Source organism: Actinoplanes sp. NPDC026670 (genome assembly GCF_040638175.1).
Lineage (GTDB): Bacteria > Actinomycetota > Actinomycetes > Mycobacteriales > Micromonosporaceae > Actinoplanes.
Window position 1 is genome coordinate 76,270 of the sequence record NZ_JBEZXU010000003.1, and the last position, 19,760, is coordinate 96,029.

The following is a 19,760-nucleotide window of genomic DNA, read 5'->3' on the forward strand; positions in this document are numbered from 1 at the left end:
ATCAGCCGGTGTGAACACACCCGGCATCAGCGTCACTCGCCCGGCTACGACCGTCCGATGGCCGACTGGCCGGTTCGGGCCGTTGCGCCGATCCTGTTCTGCCTGCTTACCGGACTAGTTGCCGTCGGAGTCGGAGCTGGCCGAGGACGACCCCGACGCCGCCGCTCCGGAGGCGGCCGCCTGCGAAGCGCTGGCCGCCGCCGAACCGGTCGTGGTGCCGACCGAGGCGCTCGGAGTCTCCGTGTCAGGTGCCGCTGACGACACGCCGGCCGACGGCTGCGGAACGACAGGCGGGTCCGACGGCGACGGCGACGCCGAACTCGACGGGGAGGTCGATGTCGACGGGGAGGTCGACGTGGACGGCGACGTCGAGGCGGACGTGCTCGGCTTCACCGATGTCGACGTGCTCGGCTTGACGCTGCCCGACGGCTTGACGCTGCCGCTCGGCGACGGCGACTTGGTCGGGGTGACCGGCTCGTCCGGGTCGGGGCTGCCGAGGTCGGGCGTCTCGGTCTCGCCCTCGATCGAGCCGTAGATCCGGGTGGCGGCGAACAGCCGCGACCACCGGACCGGGGTGAGCCGCACGTTGAGGCCGGTACGCGGAGCCTCGACCATCATGCCCTCGCCCGCATACATGGCGACGTGGTGAATACCCGTCCAGCTGTTCGACGAGCTGAAGAACAGCAGGTCGCCGGGGAGCAGCGAGTAGCGGGAGACCTGCCGCTCACGGGTCTGGTAGTACTGGTCGCGGGACACCCGGTTGAGCTGGAAGCCGACCGAGCGGTACGCCGCCCACATCAGGCCGGAGCAGTCGTACTGATCCGGGCCCTCCTCGGACCACACATAGGGGTCGCCGCGCTGGTCGAGCGCGAACTGCAATGCCTGAACGGCCCGCGGGTCGGCGCCCCGGCCGGCGTCGGCGCCGGACAGGTACTCCGCGCCGAGCTGTTCGTCGGCCGCGTTCGCGGTGCTCTCGGCGGCGCTGATCTCGTCGCGATTGTCGTTCTCGAGTTTGGTCTGCGCGGCCTGCTTCTTGGCCAGGTTGGTGTTCAGCTGGGTCCACTGGGCGGCGAGCGCCGTGTACTTGGTGTTGGCGGCGACCTGCTCGGTGGACGCGGTCCGGGCGGCCTCCTCGGCCGCGATGAGGCGGCGGGCGGCCGCCTCGTACGACGAGGTGGCGTCACCGCGCTGCATGCGGGACAGCGCGTCGAGCTCGGCCCAGCGGGAGTCGAGGGCGCCCGGCGGCAGGGCGGCGGCCTGCTGCATGGCGGCGGCCGCGGAATCCTGCGCCACGGTGCGGGCCTGGACCAGCGCCTGCTGGGTCTCGGTGACCCGGGCGGTCGCGGCGGTGAGCTGCGTCTGGGCGAGGTCACGATCCTGCCCGACGAGGATCAGCTGGTCACCGAGGGTGGAGATCTCGGCGCGGCCCTTCTCCACTTTCTGCAGGATGGGGCTCGCGGGGACGCCGGGGGTGATCAGCGAGGGCGTGGGCGTGGTCGGCGTGGTGGCCGGGGCGCCGGGGAGCACGAGGTTGCCGACCGCGACGGGCTGGGAGCCGGCGTCGGGCACGGTGGTCGTGGTGGTGGGTGCGACCGGCTCGGCCATCGCCGGAATGGGCTGGAACAGCGCCGCGATCGCGGCCGCCACCGCAGCCGAGCAGACCAACGGGCGCAGACGTGGGCGCGCGAAACGCAAGCGATGCGTAGTGCCTCGCCGCACTGCCTTGGCCATGAGCTCCCCGTCCGCGACTGTTACGACCGTCGCTTGTCGTCCCTAAAGGTTCATACCGCAAGGCCCGTACCGGTGTCGATCGAATGAAGGTGAAAGCACGCTGAGAATTTTTCAAATGAACGGTGCCGCAGGTCACCGATGGGTGGCGACGTACGCTCGTGCACATGGATGCGGGGTTGAAGCGGGAGCTGGAAGCGAAGGTCTACGCGGGCGAGCGGCTGTCCCGTGAGGACGGTGTCGCGCTCTACGCGAGTGACGACCTGGCGTGGCTCGGCCGGCTGGCACATCACAAGCGGACCGTGCTGAACGGTGACCGGGTGATGTTCAACGTGAACCGGCACCTCAACCTCACGAACGTCTGCTCGGCCAGTTGCGCGTACTGCTCCTTCCAGCGCAAACCGGGAGAGAAAGACGCGTACACGATGCGCATCGACGAGGCCGTCGCCAAGGCCAAGGAGATGGAGGACGAGCAGCTCACCGAGTTGCACATCGTGAACGGCCTGCACCCGAGCCTGCCCTGGCGGTATTACCCCAAGGTGCTGCGCGAGCTGAAGGCGGCGCTGCCGAACGTCAAGCTCAAGTGCTTCACGGCGACCGAGGTGCAGTGGTTCGAGAAGATCAGCGGCCTGTCGGCGAGCGAGATCCTGGACGAGCTGATGGACGCCGGGCTGGAGTCGCTGACCGGCGGCGGCGCCGAGATCTTCGACTGGGAGGTCCGGCAGCACATCGTCGACCACGCCTGCCACTGGGAGGATTGGTCCCGCATTCACCGGCTCGCCCATGAGAAGGGCATGAAGACCCCGGCCACCATGCTGTACGGCCACATCGAGGAGCCGCGGCACCGCGTCGACCACGTGCTCCGCCTGCGTGAGCTCCAGGACGAGACGGGTGGGTTCGCGGTCTTCATCCCGCTGCGCTACCAGCACGACTTCCACGACTCGCAGGACGGCAAGGTCCGTAACCGGATCCAGGAGCGCACCACGATGGCCGCGCCGGCCGAGTCGCTGAAGACGTTCGCGGTGTCCCGTCTGCTGTTCGACAACGTGCCGCACCTGAAGAACTTCTGGGTGATGCACGGCCTGTCGGTGGCCCAGCTCTCACTGAACTTCGGTGTCGACGACCTGGACGGTTCGGTCGTCGAGTACAAGATCACCCACGACGCCGACTCCTACGGCACACCGACCACCATGCACCGTGACGACCTTCTTCACCTGATCTGGGACGCCGGTTTCCAGCCGGTCGAGCGGGACACTCGTTATCAGGTGGTACGGGAGTACGACACGGCGCCGTCGCTGGCCGAGCGCCGTAGCGAGCCCCAGAAGATCTGGGCCTGACCGGGGAGATGGTGCGGCGATGACCCAGCAGAAAGACGCCGGCGGCCGGCTGGCCACGATCGGTGACCTGCTGGGTTCCGCGTTCGCCGGGCTGGCGGTCGGCGCCGCGGTCCTGTTGGTCTTCGAGACCGTGATGGCGCTGACCGGTCTCGGCGAGTTCGGCGAGTCGAACGGGTGGCTCGTGATGATCCTGCCCGTCTGGCTGTTCGTCGAGGAGTTCCGCGGTGAGGGCTTCGGCGCCCACCGGATCATGGTGGGTGGCCTGGCCGCCGGGTTCGGGGTGGCGACCGGTATGACGGTGGCCGGTCTGGTGGCCGAGGTCGCTCCGCCCTTGGTCAGCGGCGGCGCCGGCGCGGTGACCGGTACCGTCGTGTATTGCCTGGTCTGGTTCTACGGCCTCCGGTGGCTCAGCCACCGGTCCGGCTGAGGGAGATATCGCATGAAGCCCGCCGTCAAGTACGCGCTCGGCCGCCTCGGCCTGTTCCTGGTCGTGTTCGCGGTGCTGATCCCGACGACGCCGCTGAACATCCTGGTCAAGGCGATGGTCGCGCTCGTCGCTGCGTCCGGCCTGTCGTTGATCCTGCTGCGCGGGTGGCGCGACCAGTCGGCGGAGCAGTTCGGTGAGATCGCCGCCCGCCGCTCGGCGGAGAAGGAGCGGCTGCGCTCGGCGCTCGCCGGTGACGAGGTGGCCGCTGCCGAGGGCGACCGGGTCACCGCCGCCGACATCGTCGAGCACGCGAAGCGTCCCGGCGCCTGATCCCGGCATCGATCGATGCCGGGACCTTGACAACGCGTAAGTCGAGTTATGTAGAGTTTCGGCCATGCCGAGGACACCGCATGCCTCGCCGCAGACCCTGCGGCTCTTCGAGGCGCTCATGAAGGAGCCGACGACCTGGCGTTACGGGTATGACCTGAGCCGGGAGACCGACCTGGCCTCCGGGACGCTCTACCCGATCCTGATGCGCCTCACCGAGCAGTCGTTGCTGGAGGCCGCCTGGGAGCCGTCCGACCAGCCCGGGCGTCCGCCCCGGCACACCTACCGCCTCACCGGCGACGGCGTGACCCTGGCCAAGGTCCGCCTCGCCGACGCCGCGGCAAAGGCGGCGAGCCGCCAGACCGCGGCCGCCAAGATCGTGCGGCCGGCATGAGGCGGGAGAGCGAGACCGGCACCGGCGAGACCGGCACCGGCGGGGCCGGCATGGGAGAGGCTGCCATGAGCGAGCCCGGCACGAACGGCGCCGGCATGAGCGGAAACGGCCTGACAAGGTTCGCCCACCGGGTGCTTACGGTCGCCGTGCGTGGCCGGAAAGAACGGGGAGGCCCGTGGGGCGAGGCGGTCCTGGCCGAGTTCGACCAGGCCGCCGGGACCGCGGCGGCCTTGCGCTGGGCGGCCGGTGGCCTGCGGGTGGCGATCGCCGAGCGGTACTCCCGACGTCCCACCGCCTACCGGATCGGGCTCGCCGCGCTGGCCGTGCTGCTGGCGGCCCCGTTCCTGGTGACCGTCAAGTACGTACCGAGCGGCAGCATGCAACCGACGATGGAGATCGCGAGCCGCTACCTGGTCGACAAGGTCGGCTTCCGTCTGACCGGTCTGGACTACGGCGACGTGGTCGTCCATCCGCTGCCCGATTTTCCCGAGCGCGAGACCGAACGCCGGGTCCTGGGGTTCGCCGGCGACCGTCTCGACTGCCGGGCCGGCCACCTGTTCCGCAACGACGTGGCGGTCGACGAGCCCTACCTGACCGAGGGCACGGTGACCGAGTGTGAGCCGGCCACCGTGCCGCCGGGGGAGCTCTACACGCTCGGTGACCACCGGGAGGTCGCCAACGATTCGCGGCTCTCCGGTTTCGTACCGGCGGATTCGGTCACGGGCCGTGTGGTGCTGCTGGGCTGAGCTCGATAGTCGTGGCCGAAAAAGGACACCGACACCGGGGCGGACACGATTCGCACCGGTGGCGGTTCCCGACATGTGGTGGGTTAGCGTTTCAGGGACCGCGCCGCAGCGAAGCCGGTGAGAAACCGGAGCTGTCCCGCAACTGTGATCCCTCCTCGGAGGTCTAGCCAGGTCGCCTGGGCGTCGGTCGCGATTCAGCGCTCCCGGGGAGGGGCGCCTCGCGGGCGGCGGCCAACGGCGGCCCCTGTCGGCGAGCACCACATGCCCGGCCGACCGGAGGACCCATGAAACGCCTGCTCACTGCCGCGATAGCGGCCTCCGCACTGTTCCTCGCCGGCTGCGTGGGCGACGACCCGCAGCCCACCGTCACCACGACCGCCTCCGGTGCCGCCGCCGCGGCGTACCCGGTCACGGTCGGCACGGTGACCCTGGCCGAACGTCCCGAGAAGATCGTCTCGCTGAGCCCGACAGCCACCGAGATGCTCTACGCGATCGGCGCCGGCCCACAGGTCACCGCGGTCGACGACCAGTCGACCTACCCGGCCGAGGCGCCGAAGACCGATCTGTCGGGCTTCAAGCCGAACGCCGAGGCCATCGCAGCCAAGGACCCGGACCTCGTGGTGATCTCCGGTGACGCCGACGGCATCGTGGCGCAGCTCGGCAAACTGTCGATCCCGGTCTTCGTGTCACCGGCCGCGGCCACGCTCGACGGCACCTACGCCGAGATCACCGAGCTCGGCACGCTCACCGGGCACCGGGCCGAGGCGACCGCGCTGAACGAGAAGATGGCGACCGAGATCGACACGATCGTCAAGTCGGTGCCGGCCCGGAGCAAGCCGCTCAGCTACTACTACGAGCTGGGCCCGGACCTCTACTCGGTGACGTCGAAGACGTTCATCGGCTCGATCTTCCAGCGCTTCGGCATGACCAACGTGGCCGACGCCGCCGACCCGGACGGCAAGCTCGGCGGATACCCACAGCTGTCCCCGGAGTCGCTGGTCAAGGCGAACCCGGACACCATCTTCCTGGCCGACACCAAGTGCTGCCAGCAGTCCGCTGACATGGTCCGGGCACGACCCGGCTGGTCCTCGATCACGGCTGTCTCGAAGGGGCAGATCTACGCCCTCGACGACGACATCGCGTCGCGCTGGGGGCCCCGTACCGTCGAATTGGTCAAAGCTGTCGCCGATGCGGTGGCCAAGGTTCCCGCATGAGTGAGCGCCGCCGGCCTGCCGGGCTGCGCCCGGCGTGGCTGGCGGCGGGTGTCGTCGCGGTGCTGGTCGCGACGATCCTCGGCCTCGCCTTCGGCTCGGTTTCGCTGCCGCCAGGCGGGGTCGCGGTGGAGATGTTGAATCAGATTCCGGGGGTACGGCTGGACAGCGGCCTGTCCGAACGTGAGGTGGCCATCCTGACCCAGCTCAGGCTGCCGCGCGTGGTTCTCGGGCTGCTGGTCGGTGCTCTGCTGGCGCTGGCCGGCGCCGCCTACCAGGGCGCGTTCCGCAACCCGCTGGCCGACCCGCACCTGCTCGGCGTGGCCTCCGGCGCCGGGCTCGCGGTGACCGCGGTGATCGTCCTCGGCGCGTCGGGTGCCGCCGACGGGCTGACCGACCTGCCGATCGGGGTTCCGGCGGCGGCGTTCGCCGGTGCGGTCGGCGCGGTCGCACTGACCTGGCTGCTCGGTGCGGCGGGTGGACGGGGCCGTTCGCCGGCCACGCTGATCCTGGCCGGGGTGGCGGTGTCCGCGTTCCTGTCGGCGGCGCAGACCTACCTGTTGCAGCGGCATCTGGAGTCGGTACGGGACGTCTTCTCGTGGATGCTCGGGCGGCTGTCCACCGCCGGCTGGCACGACGTGCTCGTGATCCTGCCGTACGCGGTGGTCACCTGCGCGATCGTGCTGGCCCAGCGCCGCGAACTGGACGTCCTGACTGTCGGGGACGCCGAGGCGACGAGTCTCGGCCTGCATCCGCAGCGCAGCCGGTACCTGCTGATCGTGGCGGCGTCGCTCGGCACGGCCGCCGCGGTCAGTGTGTCGGGGCTGATCGGGTTCGTCGGGATCATCGTGCCGCACACCCTGCGGCTGCTGGCCGGGCCGGGGAACCGGGCGCTGCTCCCGCTGTCGGTGCTGTTCGGGGCGGCGTTCCTGGTGCTCACCGATCTGCTGGCCCGGACCGCCGGCGGGGACGCGGAGATCCCGATCGGCGTGGTCACGGCGTTCCTTGGCGCGCCGTTCTTCGTCCTGGTGCTGCGCACGAGCCGGACGGCCCCGGAATGAGGATCCAGGTGTCTTGCCCACGCCGGACGGCCCCGGAATGAGGATTCAGTGAGCGCGATCGTCGTCGAGAACCTCACTGTGCGGCTGGACGGGACGCTCATCGTCGACGGCGTGGATCTCGACGTCGCCCAGGGTGAATGGGTGACCGTGATCGGGCCCAACGGGGCCGGGAAGTCGACGGCCCTGCGGGCGATCGGTGGGCTCCTGCCCTTCGGCGGGACGATCAGGTGGAACGGGCGGGCCGTCGGTGAGATGCACCGGCGGGAGCGGGCCAAAGCGGTGGCCACGGTTCTCCAGTCGCCGGTGGTGCCGCCGGCCGTGCGCGTTTTCGACTACGTGCTTCTGGGGCGTACCCCGTACATCCCGCCGCTTGGTCGTGAAAGTGCCGCCGACCTGGCGGCGGCCGACGAAGCTCTCGCCGCGCTGGACCTCGTGCCGTTCGCCGGTCGTCGCCTGGACACCCTCTCCGGCGGTGAGAAGCAGCGGGTCTTTCTCGCTCGCGCGCTGGCCCAGGGCGCCGGGATCCTGCTCCTCGACGAGCCGACCAGCGCTCTCGACATCGGGCATCAGCAGGAGGTGCTGGAGCTGGTCGACAGGTTGCGTTCTTCGCGTGGGTTGACCGTGCTCGCCACCATGCACGACCTTTCGACCGCCGGGGAGTATGCCGACCGGATGGTCCTGTTGTCGGGTGGTCGGGTCGTCGCCGCCGGCAGCCCGTCCGAGGTGCTGACCGAGGAGAACCTGGCCGAGCATTACCGGGTTCGAGTCCGGATCATCCCCGGGGATCACGGTCCGCTGGTGGTCGCCGTCCGCCCCCTACCCGCGTGGTGACCTGTGGCTCGAATCGGACCGTATGTCACCACGCGGTCTTTTTCGGACCGTAAGTGACCACAATGGTCCGCGGGTGCGGCAGCGGTGCGGCGCACTTGAGAATTCTGTGGGCGCGAACCGAACGGCAACCGAGTGGCGACCCGTCTGCACTCCGCGGTTCCGGGAAGCGCCCGAACTGATGGGCATGACGGACGCGCTGGTTGTTGAGATCGCCCTGCAGGCCATGACCGTCGCCGCGAAGATGGCGGCGCCGGTGCTGCTCACCGCTCTTGCGGTCGGCTTCGCCATCTCCCTGTTCCAGTCGGTCACCCAGATCCAGGAGGCCACGCTCTCGTTCGTGCCGAAGGCGGTGGCGATCGGCGCGGCTCTGCTGCTCACCGGCAACTGGATGCTCCGCGAGATGATGACCTTCACGACGGAGCTGTTCGAGAAGCTGCCCGCGATGCTGGGCTGACGTTCCACCCGAAAAAGGCCGCCCATCTGGGCGGCCTTTTCGTGTTATCGCCGATTGTTCAGAATTGCGAACGTTCCACCCTGTGGGTCGGTGAGCACCGCATATCGCCCGACCGAGATGGTCGTCGGCGGGTGCACGATCCGCCCGCCCAACTGGAACGCGTGCTCGGCGGCCGCATCACAGTTGCCGACCGCGAAATAGACCAGCCAGTGCGGCGGCAGATCGTCCGGAAAACCACTGCCCACCATCAGCTGGATGCCGGCCACCGGCGCCCGGTCCCGGTCACACATCACGTAGGGCAGGCCGCTGATGTGCGCCTCCCGGAACGTCCAGCCGAACACCGAGCCGTAGAACGCCATCGCGCCCTCCAGGTCGCGGGTGTTCAACTCGTTCCAGGTGAGCGCGCCGGGGACGTCGAAGACCTCGGCGCCGCGCATCATCCGCGGCTCCCAGACGCTGAACGGCGCGCCGGCCGGGTCCAGGAACGCCGCCATCCGGCCCTGATCCATCACGTCGAACGGCGGGACCAGCACCTTGCCCTGCGCGGCCTCCACCCGGGCGGCCACCACATCGGCGTCGGTGGTCGCGATGTAGCTGCTCCACGCGGTCGGCTGGCCCGCCCCGAAGAGCGGCCCGGCCCCGGCGGCGGGCAGCCCGTTCAGCAGGAACGTGGTGTAGCCGCCGAATTCGTCGCCGGAGATCTGGGCGGTCCAGCCGAACAGCTCGGTATAGAACCGGATGGCGCCGTCGAGGTCGGAGGTGGCCAGGTCAACCCAGTTGGGCGCGCCCGGTGACGGTACGGTCATGCTGCGGATCGTCGCATCGTCATGCCCGTGACCGAATAGAACTGTCAATGTTCTAGCCGAACCGGCGGCTCTAACACTTTTCTCGGTCAGTCGAGCCACCTTTTGTGGGTCAGCCGAATCGGCGGCCCTCGTCGCGCCGGTGCGCCCACACCGCCAGCGCCCCGAACAGCGCGGTCCACCCGGCCAGGGCCAGCGTCGCGGTCAGGTCGAACGGGAAATCGGTGACCGTCGTCCACATCAGCCGGACCGCGCCACCGGTCGGCAGGAACGGCGCGAGATCCTCGATGAACCCGGGAGCGCCGCCCGGCGGCGTGAGCAGGCCACCACCGAACGCCAGCGGCAGGAACAGGATCTGCGCCACCACCAGGGCGGCCTTCTGCGGCAGCGCGTACCCGATGGACAGGCCCATCAGAATGAACGGGACCGCGATCATGGCGCACACCGGGATCGCGGCCAGGAACGCGAGCGGGCTCAGCGTGGCCTCGGTGAACAGGGCGGCGATCAGCACCACCGGCGCCAGCGACACCACCATCATCAGCAGGCCGGTCAGGATCCGGCCGAGGAACCGGGGTGCGGCGCCCGCGGCCAGCGTGCGGACGAACGGGTCCCACGGTTGCGCACGGTCCTCGGAGACGCCGATCCCGTACTGGAAGAGGTTGGTGTTCATGATCGCGAAGGTGATCATCGAGGCGGTCGCGTAGGTGGCGCCCACCGGATCGTCGCCGGCGAACGGCACGACGAACGCCAGCATCGACGCGGCCGGCCAGAACGCGCTGCCCACCACCGCGATCGGGATGCGGAAGAGCTCGAGGGTCTGGAACTTGGCGTGGGTCAGGACAAGGCTCGTCACTTCTGATGTTCCTTTCCGGTCAGCACCAGGAACGCCTCTTCCAACGAGGTCGGCCGGACCTCCAGGTCGCGGAACGGCACGTTCCGCTCGACCAGCTCGCGAACCATGCGGTCCGCATCGGGCGTGAGGAGATGCAGGCGGTCACCCGCCTGCTCCACAGCCACCAGGCCTTCAAGATCAAAATCAGTCAGCGGTACGGGTGAGCTGAGGCTGATCCGGCTCACCTTGATCAGCCCGCGTACCGCCGCCACGCTGTCGTCGGCCAGCACCCGGCCCTCGGCGATCACCACCACCCGCTCGGCGAGCGCCTCCACCTCCTCCAGGTAGTGGCTGGTCAGCACCACCGTGCCGCCCTCGGCGTGGAAGGACCGCACCGCCTCCCACAGATCACGTCGCGCCTCCACGTCGAGACCCGTCGTCGGTTCGTCCAGGAAGACGATCTCCGGGCGGCCGGCGAACGCCAGAGCCACCGCCAGACGGCGCTTCTGCCCACCGGAGAGGCCGCCGGTCTGCCGCCGGACCAGGTCACCCAGCCCGAAACGGTCGACCAATTCGGCCTTCGGCAGCGGGGTCGGGAAGTGTGCCCGTACGAAATCGATGACCTCGCCGACGCGAAGCGAGGCGGGCAGACCCGTCTCCTGCGGTGTCACGCCCAGAGTGCGCCGATTGCGCGGATCCCGCGGATCGCCGCCACACAGCTCGACCCGGCCCGCGGTCGGCCGTCGACCGCCCGTGAAGAGGCTGACCAGGGTGCTCTTGCCGGCGCCGTTCGGGCCCAGCAGGCCGACCAGCTCGCCGGCCCGGACCTCGAGATCGACCCGGTCCAGTGCGAGCGTGTCACCGAAGCTCTTGGTGACACCTTCGGCGCGGGCGTGGATCATGACGGTTCCTCTCCCGGAGCGATCAGGGTGCGCAGGGCGGCGACGTACTCCTCGAAGGCGAACCGTCCGCGCTGGGTCAGGTGCACGAGAGTGGCCGGGGTGCGGCCGCGGTGGGTCTTGGTGACCTCGACATATCCGGCTTCCTCCAGTTTTCGGAGGTGGACGGAGAGGTTGCCGGCGGTCATCCGCAGGATCTCCTGGAGCCGGGGGAACGTGATCCGGTCGCCACCGGGGAGCTGGGAGAGGGCGGCCACCACCCGGAGCCTTGCCTGAGCGTGGATCACCGGGTCGAGCTCCGGCAGATCCCCGTTGAGGCCGGCACTTTCGCGGTCGGTCCGTGCGTCCTCGCGGTCGGTCCGTGCGTCTCTGCGGTCGGCCTCTGCGTCTTTGGGGTCGGTCATCGGCGGCGCATCCAGCCGACGAAGCCCGCCACCAGCAGGCCGCCGCCGCCCGCGACGGCGAGGACGAGCGCGTGCCAGCCCGGGCCCCAGAGGACGCCGATCACGTTGACCACGCTGATCCAGGCGCCCAGCACGAACATGTCGCGCACGTCCCAGATCGCGCTGCCGGCCATGTAGAGCACACCGACCAGGGCCACCATGCCGCCGCCCCAGAGCAGGCCGAGCATCTCGTCGGGCACGTGCTCGCTGACCCGGCCGAAGATGATCGCCAGACTGGTGAAACCGGCCGACCACGAGATGCCGTAGGCGGCGCCCTGCCGGCTCGACGGACCGGAGATGTGCCGGCTCGCCCGAGCGCCGACGACGCCGGTGAAGATGCCCGCGGCGATCAGCAGCCCGGTCAGCGCGAGCAGCGGCAGCCAGTCCGGCATGTCCACGATGGTCTTGCCGTCCGGCCCGAACCGCAGGAACGACAGCCCGAAACTGATCAGCCAGGTGAGGCCCCACGGCCAGTACATGAGCCGGGGATCCGGCGTGACGTGCCGCAGCGTGTTGACCTGCTCGCGCTCGATCAGCCGGAGCGCCTCACCCGGATCCTCGAAGGTCGATTCGTCGTCCGTCGATGTCATGGCTCGACTTTACAACGCAAAGTCAAAGAACTTTGTGCCATAAAGTTGACTAGGGTGTCGGCATGGGCGAACTGATCTTGCGGCCGGCCTCGTCTTCCGAGCTCACCGCGGTGCTGGAGTTCTGGCAGGCGGCGGCCGAGAACGAGAGCCGGCCGGCGGACACTTCGGACGCTGTCCAGGCGATGTTCCGACGCGACCCGGAAGCGCTGATCCTGGCCGTCGACGGCACCGAGATCATCGGAACGATCATCGCGGGCTGGGACGGCTGGCGCTGCCACCTGTACCGGCTCGCCGTCGCACCCTGGCGTCGCCGCGAAGGCATCGGCGGCCTGCTCATCACCGCGGCCGAGGAGAGGTTCCGTGCTTTCGGCGGAACCCGGGCCGACGCCATGGTCCTCGATGAGAACCCGGCCGCCCACGCGATCTGGGCCGCCCACGGCTACCGCCGCCAGTCCGAGTGGTCCCGCTGGGTGAAGCCCCTGACCGCCTGACCCAAGCCGGCCCGACCCCGTCAGCCGTCGCTCAGCCAGGTAATCCCGTGGCCATTCCGTCGTTGAGCGACGGCCGGCGTCTGCGAACGATGAGTTATCCACAGCCTGCGCGATCAGGCTGTGGATAACTCGCGCCGATCGGATTATCGGCCGAGGGCCTTGAGGGCCGCCACCGCCTGGCCCAGGTGGTCGTTGCCGAACGGCCGCAGGATCACCGTGTCCGCGCCGTTGTCGCTGAGGATCTGCACCCAGCCCGGCACTTCCGAAGCCGGCCCGATCAGCCCGAACACCTCGTCGACAGGCACACCGAGGAACCCGGCCTGACCGGTCAGCGCCGTCGCCCGGATCGCCGCAGCCTGCTCCGGATCGTCCTCGACGTGCAGGAACGCGAACGTGATGATCTCGTGGTCGTCCCCGGCGCCGCCCCGGCGGATGTGCCCGATCGCCTCCGTTATCTGCGCCGGCTGGAGGCCCTCGACCAGGATCGTGCCGTTCGCGACCCGGCCGGACAGCTCCAGCGACTTCGGCTTCACCACACCGGTGACGATCGGCGGCACCACCGACGGCGGGTGGACCAGCTTGATCTCCTCCAGGAAGACCTCACGGCCGTCGACGCTCACCGTCTCGCCGTTGAGCAGGTCACGGATCGCGACGATGCTCTCCTCCAGCAGCGACAGCGGCGACTTCGGCGCGTTGCCGATCCGGCGCATCCAGTCGCCCACGCCATGACCGATTCCGGCCACGATGCGGCCGGGGTGGATCCGGGCCAGGGTGGCGATCTCCATGGCGTAGACGGCCGGACTGCGGAACGGCGCCGGGGCGATGCCGATGCCGACCCGCAGGCGGGTGGTGGCGGCCAGGGCCAGGGCGGCGGCGCTGACGCCACCGTTCCAGCCGAGGTCCTCCACCACCCACAGGTCGTCGGCGCCGGCCGCCTCCAGGGCGGCGGCGAACTCGGGGAGTTCCTCGGGGGCGCGGTTACAGTCGAACATCACTCCGATACGCGGCATCAGGCGAGAGTAAGCGCCTCCGGCAGCGGCTTCGAATGCAATACCGAAAGCCGGGTGACAGCCCTGGTCAGGACCACGTAGAGGCGGTTCAGGCCCTTCGGCTCGGCGGCCACGATGTCAGCCGGCTCGTGCACGATCACGTGGTCGTACTCCAGGCCCTTGACGATCGTGGCCGGCACCACCAGGACGCGCGCCGGATTGTCGACGTCGTCGGGCGTCGCGTGCTCGATGCCGGCGGCGTCGAGGTGGCCGCGGAGCCGCTCGACCGCGGCGTCGGCGGCGATCACCGCGACCGAACCCTCATGCGCCAGCGCGGCGGTCACCTCGGCCATCGTCCGCGCGTCCAGATCGGCGGCCGCCGGCACGCCGACGACGGCGAGATCGCCGTCGCGACGCAACGACACGGCCTCCGGCACATTCACTCCGAGCGCCGGCAGAAGGCGGTTGGCCAGGGTCACTACAGCTTCTGGTACGCGGAAACCGACGGTCAGTGGCACGACGGAGGCATCCGGTTTGCCCAGATGACGGAGAATGTCACGCCAGTCGGTCGTGGCCCACGGGGCGGTGCCCTGCGCCAGGTCACCGAGCAACGTGATCGACCCGTGCTCACTGCGCCGGGCGATGGCACGCGCCTGCATGGGCGACAGGTCCTGCGCCTCATCCACCACCACGTGACCGAAACTGACCTCGCGTTCCAGGAGTCCGGCGGCCTCGTCGAGCAGCACGAGATCGGCCGTGCTGAACCGGGCCGACTTCACCGTCTTCGGCGGCTTCACCCAGCGGATCGTCTCGCGCTCCTCGTCGGTGAACACGTCACCGGCCAGCTCCGGCTCGGTCAGCAGCGCCACCACCAGCGACTCCGGGGTCACCGCCGGCCAGGCCGCCTCCAGGAACCCGGTGACCGGCCCGATCTTGCTCATCCTCCGTAGCCAGGTCTCGCTCGGTGAGTTGCCGGTCCGGTACTCCGACTGGCGCTGCAACAGGCCCACCACCCGGGCCCGGACCCGCTCCCGGCCCACCGCGTACGGCAGTCCTTCACGGCGGGCCTCGTCGACGATCCGGCGCAGCGGTTCGGTGTCGATCCGCCAGCGGTAGGAGCCGTCCGACACCATGATCGGGTCGGTGGGCCGGGTGATCCGGTTCCACAGGGTGCGGTGGAGTGCTTCGGCCATCCGTACGTCATGTTTGAGAGCAGTGACGGCGGCCGAATCGCCTGCCTTGACCGGCGCCCGGGCGACCAGCTCGTCCAGCGTCGACTGCTGTACCTCGACCTCGCCGAGGGTCGGCAGCACCGCCGAGATGTAGGACAGGAACGCCGAGTTCGGGCCGACGATCAGCACCTTCGACTTCCGGAGCCGCTCCCGGTGCAGGTAGAGCAGGTAGGCGGCCCGGTGCAGGCCGACCGCGGTCTTGCCGGTGCCTGGCGCGCCCTGCACGCAGATCGAGTCGGCCAGGTCGGCCCGGACCAGCTCGTCCTGCTCGGGTTGGATGGTCGCGACGATGTCGCGCATCGGGCCGACACGCGGCCGTTCGATCTCGGCGGTCAGGATGCGGCTGCTGGTGCCGAGCTCCTCACCGCGGTCCAGGTGCTCGTCTTCGAAGCTGGTCAGCTCACCCTTGACGAACCCGAACCGGCGGCGGGTCCGGATGTTCTGCGGGTCACGGACGCTGGCCCGGTAGAACGACCGCGACAGCGGCGCCCGCCAGTCCAGCACCATCGGTTCCCCGGCGTCGTCGGTGACGTGCCGCCGCCCGATGTGGAACTGCTCGGCCTCGATGTCGAGTCTCCCGAAGAACAGCGGGGTGTCCGGATCGTCGGCCAGCTCCTTGACCCGGCGGGCCATGTGCCGGCCGAGCTGCTCGGCGGTGTAGGAGTCCCCGGCGACCCGGTCACCGGTGGAGAAGAGTGCTTGGGCCCGGTCACGCATCCGGCGTAACGCGGCCCGGGACTCGGTGAGGTGGGTGCGTTCGGCGGCGAGTTCGATGTCCAGCTGGTCAGTCACAGGTCGTCCCTCGAAGGTTGAACGAGCTGCTCGCGTATCCGAGAGGGCGGGTCGGCCGCCCCTACGGCGCGGGGGACGTCCGGTGCGGTGCATGCTCACCACGGCCGTCAAGCGGCCCTAAACACTACGCCCTCCCACCATCCCGTCCACCGAATTTGCCCAACCCCTCGCCGATAGGTTAACAATATTATTAAGTTCAGGAGGTGGTGTGGCCGTCTATCTGAAGGAGCGGCAGGGGGAGAGCTGATGGGGACCAAGCGTTGGCGGGACACGGATCACCTCGATCGCGCGGTGGCGACGGCAGGTGGGCCGGAGAAGTTCGAGGGTGCCGTCGAGCAGATGCTCGACGAGGCGCGTGGGTGGCGCCTGGTCGAGTTGCGCAAGCGGCGCGAGATGACGCAGGAGCAGGTAGCCGAGCGGATGGGCGTCTCGGTGGCCCGGGTTTCGCAGATCGAAGCCGGCGCGGTCTCCACGCAGGAGGTTCTCGCCCGGTACATCGCGGCGCTGGGCGGCACCTTGAAACTCATCGCCGATTTCGGGGACGAGCAGCTGAAGGTGGCGTGAGGGCCTCCTGGGGTTCTTTCTCGCCGGGCCACTCGTGGCGAGTTTCGACGCGCGTGTGCTGGTGGCCGGGGCCGGGGCGGCCGCGCTGGCCTGCCTGCCGCTGGTGCGATTTCAGCCACGTGGGGCCCCGGCGACCAGCATGCGGGACGAGATCGGGGATAACGTCGCATCATGAGCGACAGCGTCCGTCGGCCCCGGGTCGGGCATATTCAGTTCCTCAACTGCCTGCCCATCTACTGGGGGCTGATGCGTTCGGGCGCTCTGCTCGACGTCGATCTCCACAAGGACACGCCGGAGCGGCTCAGTGCCGGCCTCGTCGCCGGTGATCTGGACATCGGGCCGATCACCCTGGTCGAGTATCTGCGGCATGCCGACGAGCTGCTTCTGCTGCCCGATCTGGCGGTGGGCAGCGACGGGCCGGTCCTCTCGGTCAATCTGATCTCCACCCGGCCTCCGGCCGAGCTGGACGGGCGGCCGGTCGCGTTGGGTTCCACGTCGCGGACCGGTGTCATGTTGGCGCAGATGCTCCTCTCCGAGCGGTATGGGGCCGAGCCCGAGTATTTCCGCTGCCCACCCGACCTGTCCCAGATGCTCATGGAGGCTGACGCCGGTGTGCTGATCGGTGACCCGGCGCTGCGGGCGATGTATGAGGCGCCCGGCAACGGTCTGCTGGTGATAGACCTGGCCGAGGCGTGGAAGGACTGGACCGGCCTGCCCATGGTGTTCGCGGTGTGGGCGGTGCGGAAGGATTTCGCGGCCGCGCATCCGGGTCTGGTCAAGGATGTGCACGAGGCGTTCCAGCGGTCTCGTGACCTGTGCCTGGGCGAGCTGGACGAGGTGGCCGAGGCGGCGGCCCGGTGGGAGCCGTTCGACGCGGCGACGCTTGCCAACTATTTCCGGGCGCTCGACTTCTCGCTGGGTGAGCGGCAGATCGCCGGGGTGCGGGAGTTCGCCCGGCGTGCGGCGGATCGTGGTGAAGTGCCTGCTCTGCCCGCGGGTGGCCCGGAATTCGCCGACGTTTGATCTTGGGTGCCGGGCGGCTTTAGGATCCGCGGACTCGCCGGCCGACCATCCTGGGCCGGCTCTGGAGCCCGAAGTCGGTGACGATGCTGTTACGCACCCGTTTTGCCCTGGCCGGGGCGGCCTCTGTGCTGGTTGTCAGTGGTCTCGCCCTGCCCGCGCAGGCTGCCGAGGGGACCGGCGACTTCGCCTATGTCGGCATCTTCAGCCCGGAGTCGGTCACCGTCATCAACGGTCAGTCGAAGACGGTGAAGTTCGACCTCTACAACCTCGGCACCTCAGGTGTCGAGGACGTGCAGCTCACCTTCGGCAGTGCGGCCAAGCCGATCAGCGCGGACCTCGGGTTCACCGCGCCGGCCGGCTGCGTCGCGAACGTCTGCGACATCGGCGATCTGAAGCCGGGGCAGCGGCGCAGCGTCAGGTTCACGCTGACGCCGGCCGCGGGCGGGGCTGCGGATCCGGCTCGGACCATCGCGCTTGCCACGTCGATCGGCGGGAAGACGAGCGATGAGACTGCGATCACCGTCGTCCGTACCGACAAAGGCGGTGTTGATCTCGAAGTTGACGACATCGCCGATCTCGAACTGAAGCCGGGCGCGTCGGCCGATGTGCCGCTGGCGATCCGCAACAGTGGCAACAAGGACGTCACAGCCCTCGGCCTGGTGGTCTTCGCGCCGCTCGGGGTGAAGCCGGCGCTGGATTACAGCAACTGCGAGCAGGAAGCGGAGATCGGCGGATTCGTCTGCGTCTTCAACGACACGCTGGCCGGCGGTGGGGTGTTCACCCTGCCGCAGAACAGCCCGCTGCGGGTGACGGTGCCGAAGGGCACGGCCGGGCCGTTCGACTACCCGGTCCTGGTGGCGGCGGTCGGTCTCACCGAGAAGTACGTGTTCGAGTTCACCAAGCGGACCGCCGGCGCGGCCGGTAGGGAACTGAAACTGGAGCCGGTCGCCGGGCTGTCGGCGAAGGAGCCGGAGGCCGTCGAGGACCTCAACGAGGACGACAACTTCGCCGAGTTCGCGGTGTCGGTGCCCAAGACCCTCGCCGACGGCGCCGCGGTCGGTGGGGTCTTCAAGGGCGCGGTCGGCGAGAAGAGCACGATCAAGGTGGGCCTGCACAACCTCGGCCCGACCGCGACCGTCCCGCTGGCCCTGGAGTCGCTGCGGTACGCGCACGTCAAGCTGCCCACCGGGGTCGAGCTGACCAGGATCGACGAGCGCTGCCTGCCGGGCACGTCGCTCGACGACCTGGACGACGTCGACGACTCCGAGTTCGACCTGGCCGAGGTCACCGACCTGGTCTGCATCGTCGTGGAGAGCGTGCCGAGCAACGGCCGCTACCTGTTCGGCCTCACCGCCCAGATCGTCGGCGCGGACACCTACCACGCCGGGTCCGTGCAGCTCAACGGCAGTGTGCAGGACGACAAGAAGGCCAACGACAAGGCGGCGCTGACGGTCGAGCTGACCGCCGGCGGCGGTGGCGGTGGCCTGCCGATCACCGGCGCCCCGGCCGGGCTGATCGCCGGCGGCGGCGCTGCCCTGCTGGCGGCGGGCCTGCTCGCCTACCGCCTGGCCCGCCGCCGCCGGATCGTCACCGTCGTGGACTAGTCGTGGTTCAGCAGGGAGTCGAGCGCGGCCACATCGGCCGCGCTCAGACGCCAGGCGCCCGCTGAAGCGTTCGCCTGGACCTGCTCGGCGGTGGTCGCGCCGGCGATCACGCTCGTCACACCCGGCTGGGCGGCGAGACCTGCGACGGCCACCTCCAGCAGGCTGCGGTCGCGTTCGGCGCCGAAGGCGGTCAACGCCTCGATGGTGTCCCAGTCGGCCCGGGCCAGCCAGGACGCGTAGCGCTCGTTCGCCATCCGGGTGCCGGCCGGCGGCTGCTCGCCACGCCGGTACTTGCCGGTGAGCAGGCCGGACTCCAACGGGAAGAACGGCAGGAAGCCCAGACCGAACCGCTCGCAGGCCGGGATCACCTCGGTCTCGACGTCCCGGGCCAGCAGGCTGTACTGGTTCTGCGCAGAGATGAACCGGGTCTGGTTGCCGCTGCGGGCGACCCAGTCGGCGTCGGCGATCTGCCAGCCGGAGAAGTTCGAGTTGCCCAGGTAACGGACCTTGCCCGAGCGGACCAGGTCGTCCAGCGCGGACAGGGTCTCGTCGATCGGGGTGGCCGGGTCGGGCGCGTGCATCTGGTAGAGGTCGATGTGATCGGTCTCCAGCCGGCGCAGCGACGCCTCGACGGCCCGCACGATGTAGCGCCGGGCGCCCCGGGCCCCGAAGTCGCGCCCGTTGAGACCCTCCATGTCCATGCCGAACTTGGTGGCCAGCACCACCTCGTCACGCCGGCCCTTCAGGGCGGCGCCGAGCAGCTGCTCGGACGAGCCGTGCGGCGTGCCGTAGATGTCGGCGGTGTCGAACAGGTTGATCCCGGCGTCCAGGGCGGCGTCGACGACCTCGCGGGTGCCGTCGAGGTCGAGCTTGCGGCCGAAGTTGTTGCAGCCGATCCCGACGACGGACACCACCAGGCCCGAGTCGCCGAGTCGCCGGTAGGTCATCTCGCTCATGAACCACTCCAACGTAGCTAGTTGTC

The 19,760-nt window shown here is 69.6% G+C and carries 22 protein-coding genes; 13 read left to right on the plus strand and 9 right to left on the minus strand.

Going from position 1 to position 19,760, the window contains the following annotated elements; all coding sequences use genetic code 11:
• Nucleotides 1-114 precede the first annotated feature (114 nt).
• Nucleotides 115-1,695 carry an NlpC/P60 family protein gene (locus AB0E94_RS03820; RefSeq protein WP_360322073.1) on the minus strand — a complete coding sequence of 527 codons (1,581 nt, stop codon included), beginning with the start codon at nt 1,693-1,695 and terminating at the stop codon, nt 115-117.
• 200 nt (nt 1,696-1,895) lie between these two features.
• Here AB0E94_RS03820 and mqnE point away from each other — a divergent pair, with 200 nt between their 5' ends.
• The 9 genes from mqnE to fliQ all read left to right on the plus strand — a co-directional run bounded on the left by mqnE (nt 1,896) and on the right by fliQ (nt 8,516).
• Nucleotides 1,896-3,065 (plus strand): aminofutalosine synthase MqnE, encoded by a 1,170-nt coding sequence (gene mqnE / locus AB0E94_RS03825; protein ID WP_360322076.1) that lies wholly within the window; start codon nt 1,896-1,898, stop codon nt 3,063-3,065.
• 19 nt (nt 3,066-3,084) lie between these two features.
• Nucleotides 3,085-3,492, plus strand: a complete 408-nt coding sequence (locus AB0E94_RS03830; RefSeq protein ID WP_360322079.1) for a hypothetical protein — start codon at nt 3,085-3,087, stop codon at nt 3,490-3,492.
• Between the two features lie 12 nt (nt 3,493-3,504).
• Nucleotides 3,505-3,822 carry a DUF4229 domain-containing protein gene (locus AB0E94_RS03835; protein ID WP_317789107.1) on the plus strand — a complete coding sequence of 106 codons (318 nt, stop codon included), beginning with the start codon at nt 3,505-3,507 and terminating at the stop codon, nt 3,820-3,822.
• 64 nt (nt 3,823-3,886) lie between these two features.
• Nucleotides 3,887-4,213, plus strand: a complete 327-nt coding sequence (locus AB0E94_RS03840) for a helix-turn-helix transcriptional regulator (RefSeq protein WP_360322082.1) — start codon at nt 3,887-3,889, stop codon at nt 4,211-4,213.
• A complete protein-coding gene (lepB, locus tag AB0E94_RS03845; RefSeq protein WP_360322085.1) occupies nt 4,210-4,959 on the plus strand; it encodes a signal peptidase I in 750 nt (249 codons plus the stop codon). Before AB0E94_RS03840 ends, lepB begins: the two co-directional genes overlap by 4 nt.
• A 284-nt stretch (nt 4,960-5,243) precedes the next feature.
• Nucleotides 5,244-6,173: an ABC transporter substrate-binding protein gene (locus AB0E94_RS03850; RefSeq protein ID WP_360322088.1), complete on the plus strand. Its 930-nt coding sequence runs from the start codon at nt 5,244-5,246 to the stop codon at nt 6,171-6,173.
• Complete coding sequence (locus AB0E94_RS03855) at nt 6,170-7,231, plus strand: iron ABC transporter permease (RefSeq protein ID WP_360322091.1); 1,062 nt, start codon at nt 6,170-6,172, stop codon at nt 7,229-7,231. Before AB0E94_RS03850 ends, AB0E94_RS03855 begins: the two co-directional genes overlap by 4 nt.
• Before the next feature lie 48 nt (nt 7,232-7,279).
• Nucleotides 7,280-8,062, plus strand: a complete 783-nt coding sequence (locus tag AB0E94_RS03860) for an ABC transporter ATP-binding protein (protein ID WP_360322094.1) — start codon at nt 7,280-7,282, stop codon at nt 8,060-8,062.
• Between the two features lie 184 nt (nt 8,063-8,246).
• On the plus strand, nt 8,247-8,516 hold the full coding sequence (gene fliQ / locus AB0E94_RS03865; protein WP_093620045.1) for a flagellar biosynthesis protein FliQ: 270 nt from the start codon (nt 8,247-8,249) through the stop codon (nt 8,514-8,516).
• Between the two features lie 44 nt (nt 8,517-8,560).
• Here fliQ and AB0E94_RS03870 read toward each other — a convergent pair whose 3' ends face one another.
• The 5 genes from AB0E94_RS03870 to AB0E94_RS03890 all read right to left on the minus strand — a co-directional run bounded on the left by AB0E94_RS03870 (nt 8,561) and on the right by AB0E94_RS03890 (nt 12,083).
• Nucleotides 8,561-9,322 (minus strand): VOC family protein, encoded by a 762-nt coding sequence (locus AB0E94_RS03870; protein WP_360322097.1) that lies wholly within the window; start codon nt 9,320-9,322, stop codon nt 8,561-8,563.
• Between the two features lie 109 nt (nt 9,323-9,431).
• On the minus strand, nt 9,432-10,172 hold the full coding sequence (locus tag AB0E94_RS03875; RefSeq protein WP_360322100.1) for an ABC transporter permease: 741 nt from the start codon (nt 10,170-10,172) through the stop codon (nt 9,432-9,434).
• Nucleotides 10,169-11,053, minus strand: coding sequence for an ABC transporter ATP-binding protein (locus AB0E94_RS03880; RefSeq protein WP_360322103.1), 885 nt, complete (start codon nt 11,051-11,053; stop codon nt 10,169-10,171). Before AB0E94_RS03880 ends, AB0E94_RS03875 begins: the two co-directional genes overlap by 4 nt.
• The gene (locus tag AB0E94_RS03885) at nt 11,050-11,454 is read right to left on the minus strand and encodes a transcriptional regulator (RefSeq protein WP_360322106.1); all 405 of its coding nucleotides are present in this window, start codon (nt 11,452-11,454) and stop codon (nt 11,050-11,052) included. The genes AB0E94_RS03880 and AB0E94_RS03885 overlap by 4 nt, the downstream gene beginning before the upstream one ends.
• The gene (locus tag AB0E94_RS03890; protein WP_360322109.1) at nt 11,451-12,083 is read right to left on the minus strand and encodes a transporter; all 633 of its coding nucleotides are present in this window, start codon (nt 12,081-12,083) and stop codon (nt 11,451-11,453) included. Before AB0E94_RS03890 ends, AB0E94_RS03885 begins: the two co-directional genes overlap by 4 nt.
• A gap of 62 nt (nt 12,084-12,145) precedes the next feature.
• On the opposite strand from AB0E94_RS03890, the gene AB0E94_RS03895 reads away from it, so the two are divergent.
• The gene (locus AB0E94_RS03895) at nt 12,146-12,574 is read left to right on the plus strand and encodes a GNAT family N-acetyltransferase (RefSeq protein WP_360322112.1); all 429 of its coding nucleotides are present in this window, start codon (nt 12,146-12,148) and stop codon (nt 12,572-12,574) included.
• A 143-nt stretch (nt 12,575-12,717) separates the two neighbouring features.
• Here the strand turns inward: AB0E94_RS03895 and AB0E94_RS03900 are convergent, their stop codons facing one another.
• Both AB0E94_RS03900 and AB0E94_RS03905 read right to left on the minus strand, forming a co-directional pair.
• On the minus strand, nt 12,718-13,584 hold the full coding sequence (locus AB0E94_RS03900) for an LLM class flavin-dependent oxidoreductase (RefSeq protein ID WP_360322115.1): 867 nt from the start codon (nt 13,582-13,584) through the stop codon (nt 12,718-12,720).
• The gene (locus tag AB0E94_RS03905; protein ID WP_360322118.1) at nt 13,584-15,587 is read right to left on the minus strand and encodes an AAA family ATPase; all 2,004 of its coding nucleotides are present in this window, start codon (nt 15,585-15,587) and stop codon (nt 13,584-13,586) included. Before AB0E94_RS03905 ends, AB0E94_RS03900 begins: the two co-directional genes overlap by 1 nt.
• A 246-nt stretch (nt 15,588-15,833) precedes the next feature.
• On the opposite strand from AB0E94_RS03905, the gene AB0E94_RS03910 reads away from it, so the two are divergent.
• From AB0E94_RS03910 to AB0E94_RS03920, 3 genes are all read left to right on the plus strand, one after another.
• Nucleotides 15,834-16,151 (plus strand): helix-turn-helix transcriptional regulator, encoded by a 318-nt coding sequence (locus tag AB0E94_RS03910; RefSeq protein ID WP_360322121.1) that lies wholly within the window; start codon nt 15,834-15,836, stop codon nt 16,149-16,151.
• Nucleotides 16,152-16,322: 171 nt separating this feature from the next.
• A complete protein-coding gene (locus AB0E94_RS03915) occupies nt 16,323-17,174 on the plus strand; it encodes a menaquinone biosynthesis protein (RefSeq protein WP_360322124.1) in 852 nt (283 codons plus the stop codon).
• Nucleotides 17,175-17,251: 77 nt separating this feature from the next.
• Nucleotides 17,252-18,778: a hypothetical protein gene (locus AB0E94_RS03920; RefSeq protein WP_360322127.1), complete on the plus strand. Its 1,527-nt coding sequence runs from the start codon at nt 17,252-17,254 to the stop codon at nt 18,776-18,778.
• Here AB0E94_RS03920 and AB0E94_RS03925 read toward each other — a convergent pair.
• Complete coding sequence (locus tag AB0E94_RS03925; protein ID WP_360322734.1) at nt 18,775-19,725, minus strand: aldo/keto reductase; 951 nt, start codon at nt 19,723-19,725, stop codon at nt 18,775-18,777. The genes AB0E94_RS03920 and AB0E94_RS03925 overlap by 4 nt on opposite strands.
• Between the last annotated feature and the right edge of the window lie 35 nt (nt 19,726-19,760).

Bases quoted from the DNA above. Each gene is read 5' to 3' on its own strand.
- AB0E94_RS03850 (WP_360322088.1), top strand. From the start codon at position 5,244: ATGAAACGCCTGCTCACTGCCGCGATAGCGGCCTCCGCACTGTTCCTC.
- AB0E94_RS03880 (WP_360322103.1), bottom strand. From the start codon at position 11,053: ATGATCCACGCCCGCGCCGAAGGTGTCACCAAGAGCTTCGGTGACACG.
- AB0E94_RS03915 (WP_360322124.1), top strand. From the start codon at position 16,323: ATGAGCGACAGCGTCCGTCGGCCCCGGGTCGGGCATATTCAGTTCCTC.
- AB0E94_RS03835 (WP_317789107.1), top strand. From the start codon at position 3,505: ATGAAGCCCGCCGTCAAGTACGCGCTCGGCCGCCTCGGCCTGTTCCTG.
- mqnE (WP_360322076.1), top strand. From the start codon at position 1,896: ATGGATGCGGGGTTGAAGCGGGAGCTGGAAGCGAAGGTCTACGCGGGC.
- AB0E94_RS03830 (WP_360322079.1), top strand. From the start codon at position 3,085: ATGACCCAGCAGAAAGACGCCGGCGGCCGGCTGGCCACGATCGGTGAC.
- AB0E94_RS03910 (WP_360322121.1), top strand. From the start codon at position 15,834: ATGGGGACCAAGCGTTGGCGGGACACGGATCACCTCGATCGCGCGGTG.
- AB0E94_RS03840 (WP_360322082.1), top strand. From the start codon at position 3,887: ATGCCGAGGACACCGCATGCCTCGCCGCAGACCCTGCGGCTCTTCGAG.
- AB0E94_RS03900 (WP_360322115.1), bottom strand. From the start codon at position 13,584: ATGCCGCGTATCGGAGTGATGTTCGACTGTAACCGCGCCCCCGAGGAA.
- AB0E94_RS03890 (WP_360322109.1), bottom strand. From the start codon at position 12,083: ATGACATCGACGGACGACGAATCGACCTTCGAGGATCCGGGTGAGGCG.
- AB0E94_RS03885 (WP_360322106.1), bottom strand. From the start codon at position 11,454: ATGACCGACCCCAAAGACGCAGAGGCCGACCGCAGAGACGCACGGACC.
- AB0E94_RS03895 (WP_360322112.1), top strand. From the start codon at position 12,146: ATGGGCGAACTGATCTTGCGGCCGGCCTCGTCTTCCGAGCTCACCGCG.
- AB0E94_RS03925 (WP_360322734.1), bottom strand. From the start codon at position 19,725: ATGACCTACCGGCGACTCGGCGACTCGGGCCTGGTGGTGTCCGTCGTC.
- AB0E94_RS03870 (WP_360322097.1), bottom strand. From the start codon at position 9,322: ATGACCGTACCGTCACCGGGCGCGCCCAACTGGGTTGACCTGGCCACC.
- AB0E94_RS03855 (WP_360322091.1), top strand. From the start codon at position 6,170: ATGAGTGAGCGCCGCCGGCCTGCCGGGCTGCGCCCGGCGTGGCTGGCG.
- fliQ (WP_093620045.1), top strand. From the start codon at position 8,247: ATGACGGACGCGCTGGTTGTTGAGATCGCCCTGCAGGCCATGACCGTC.
- lepB (WP_360322085.1), top strand. From the start codon at position 4,210: ATGAGGCGGGAGAGCGAGACCGGCACCGGCGAGACCGGCACCGGCGGG.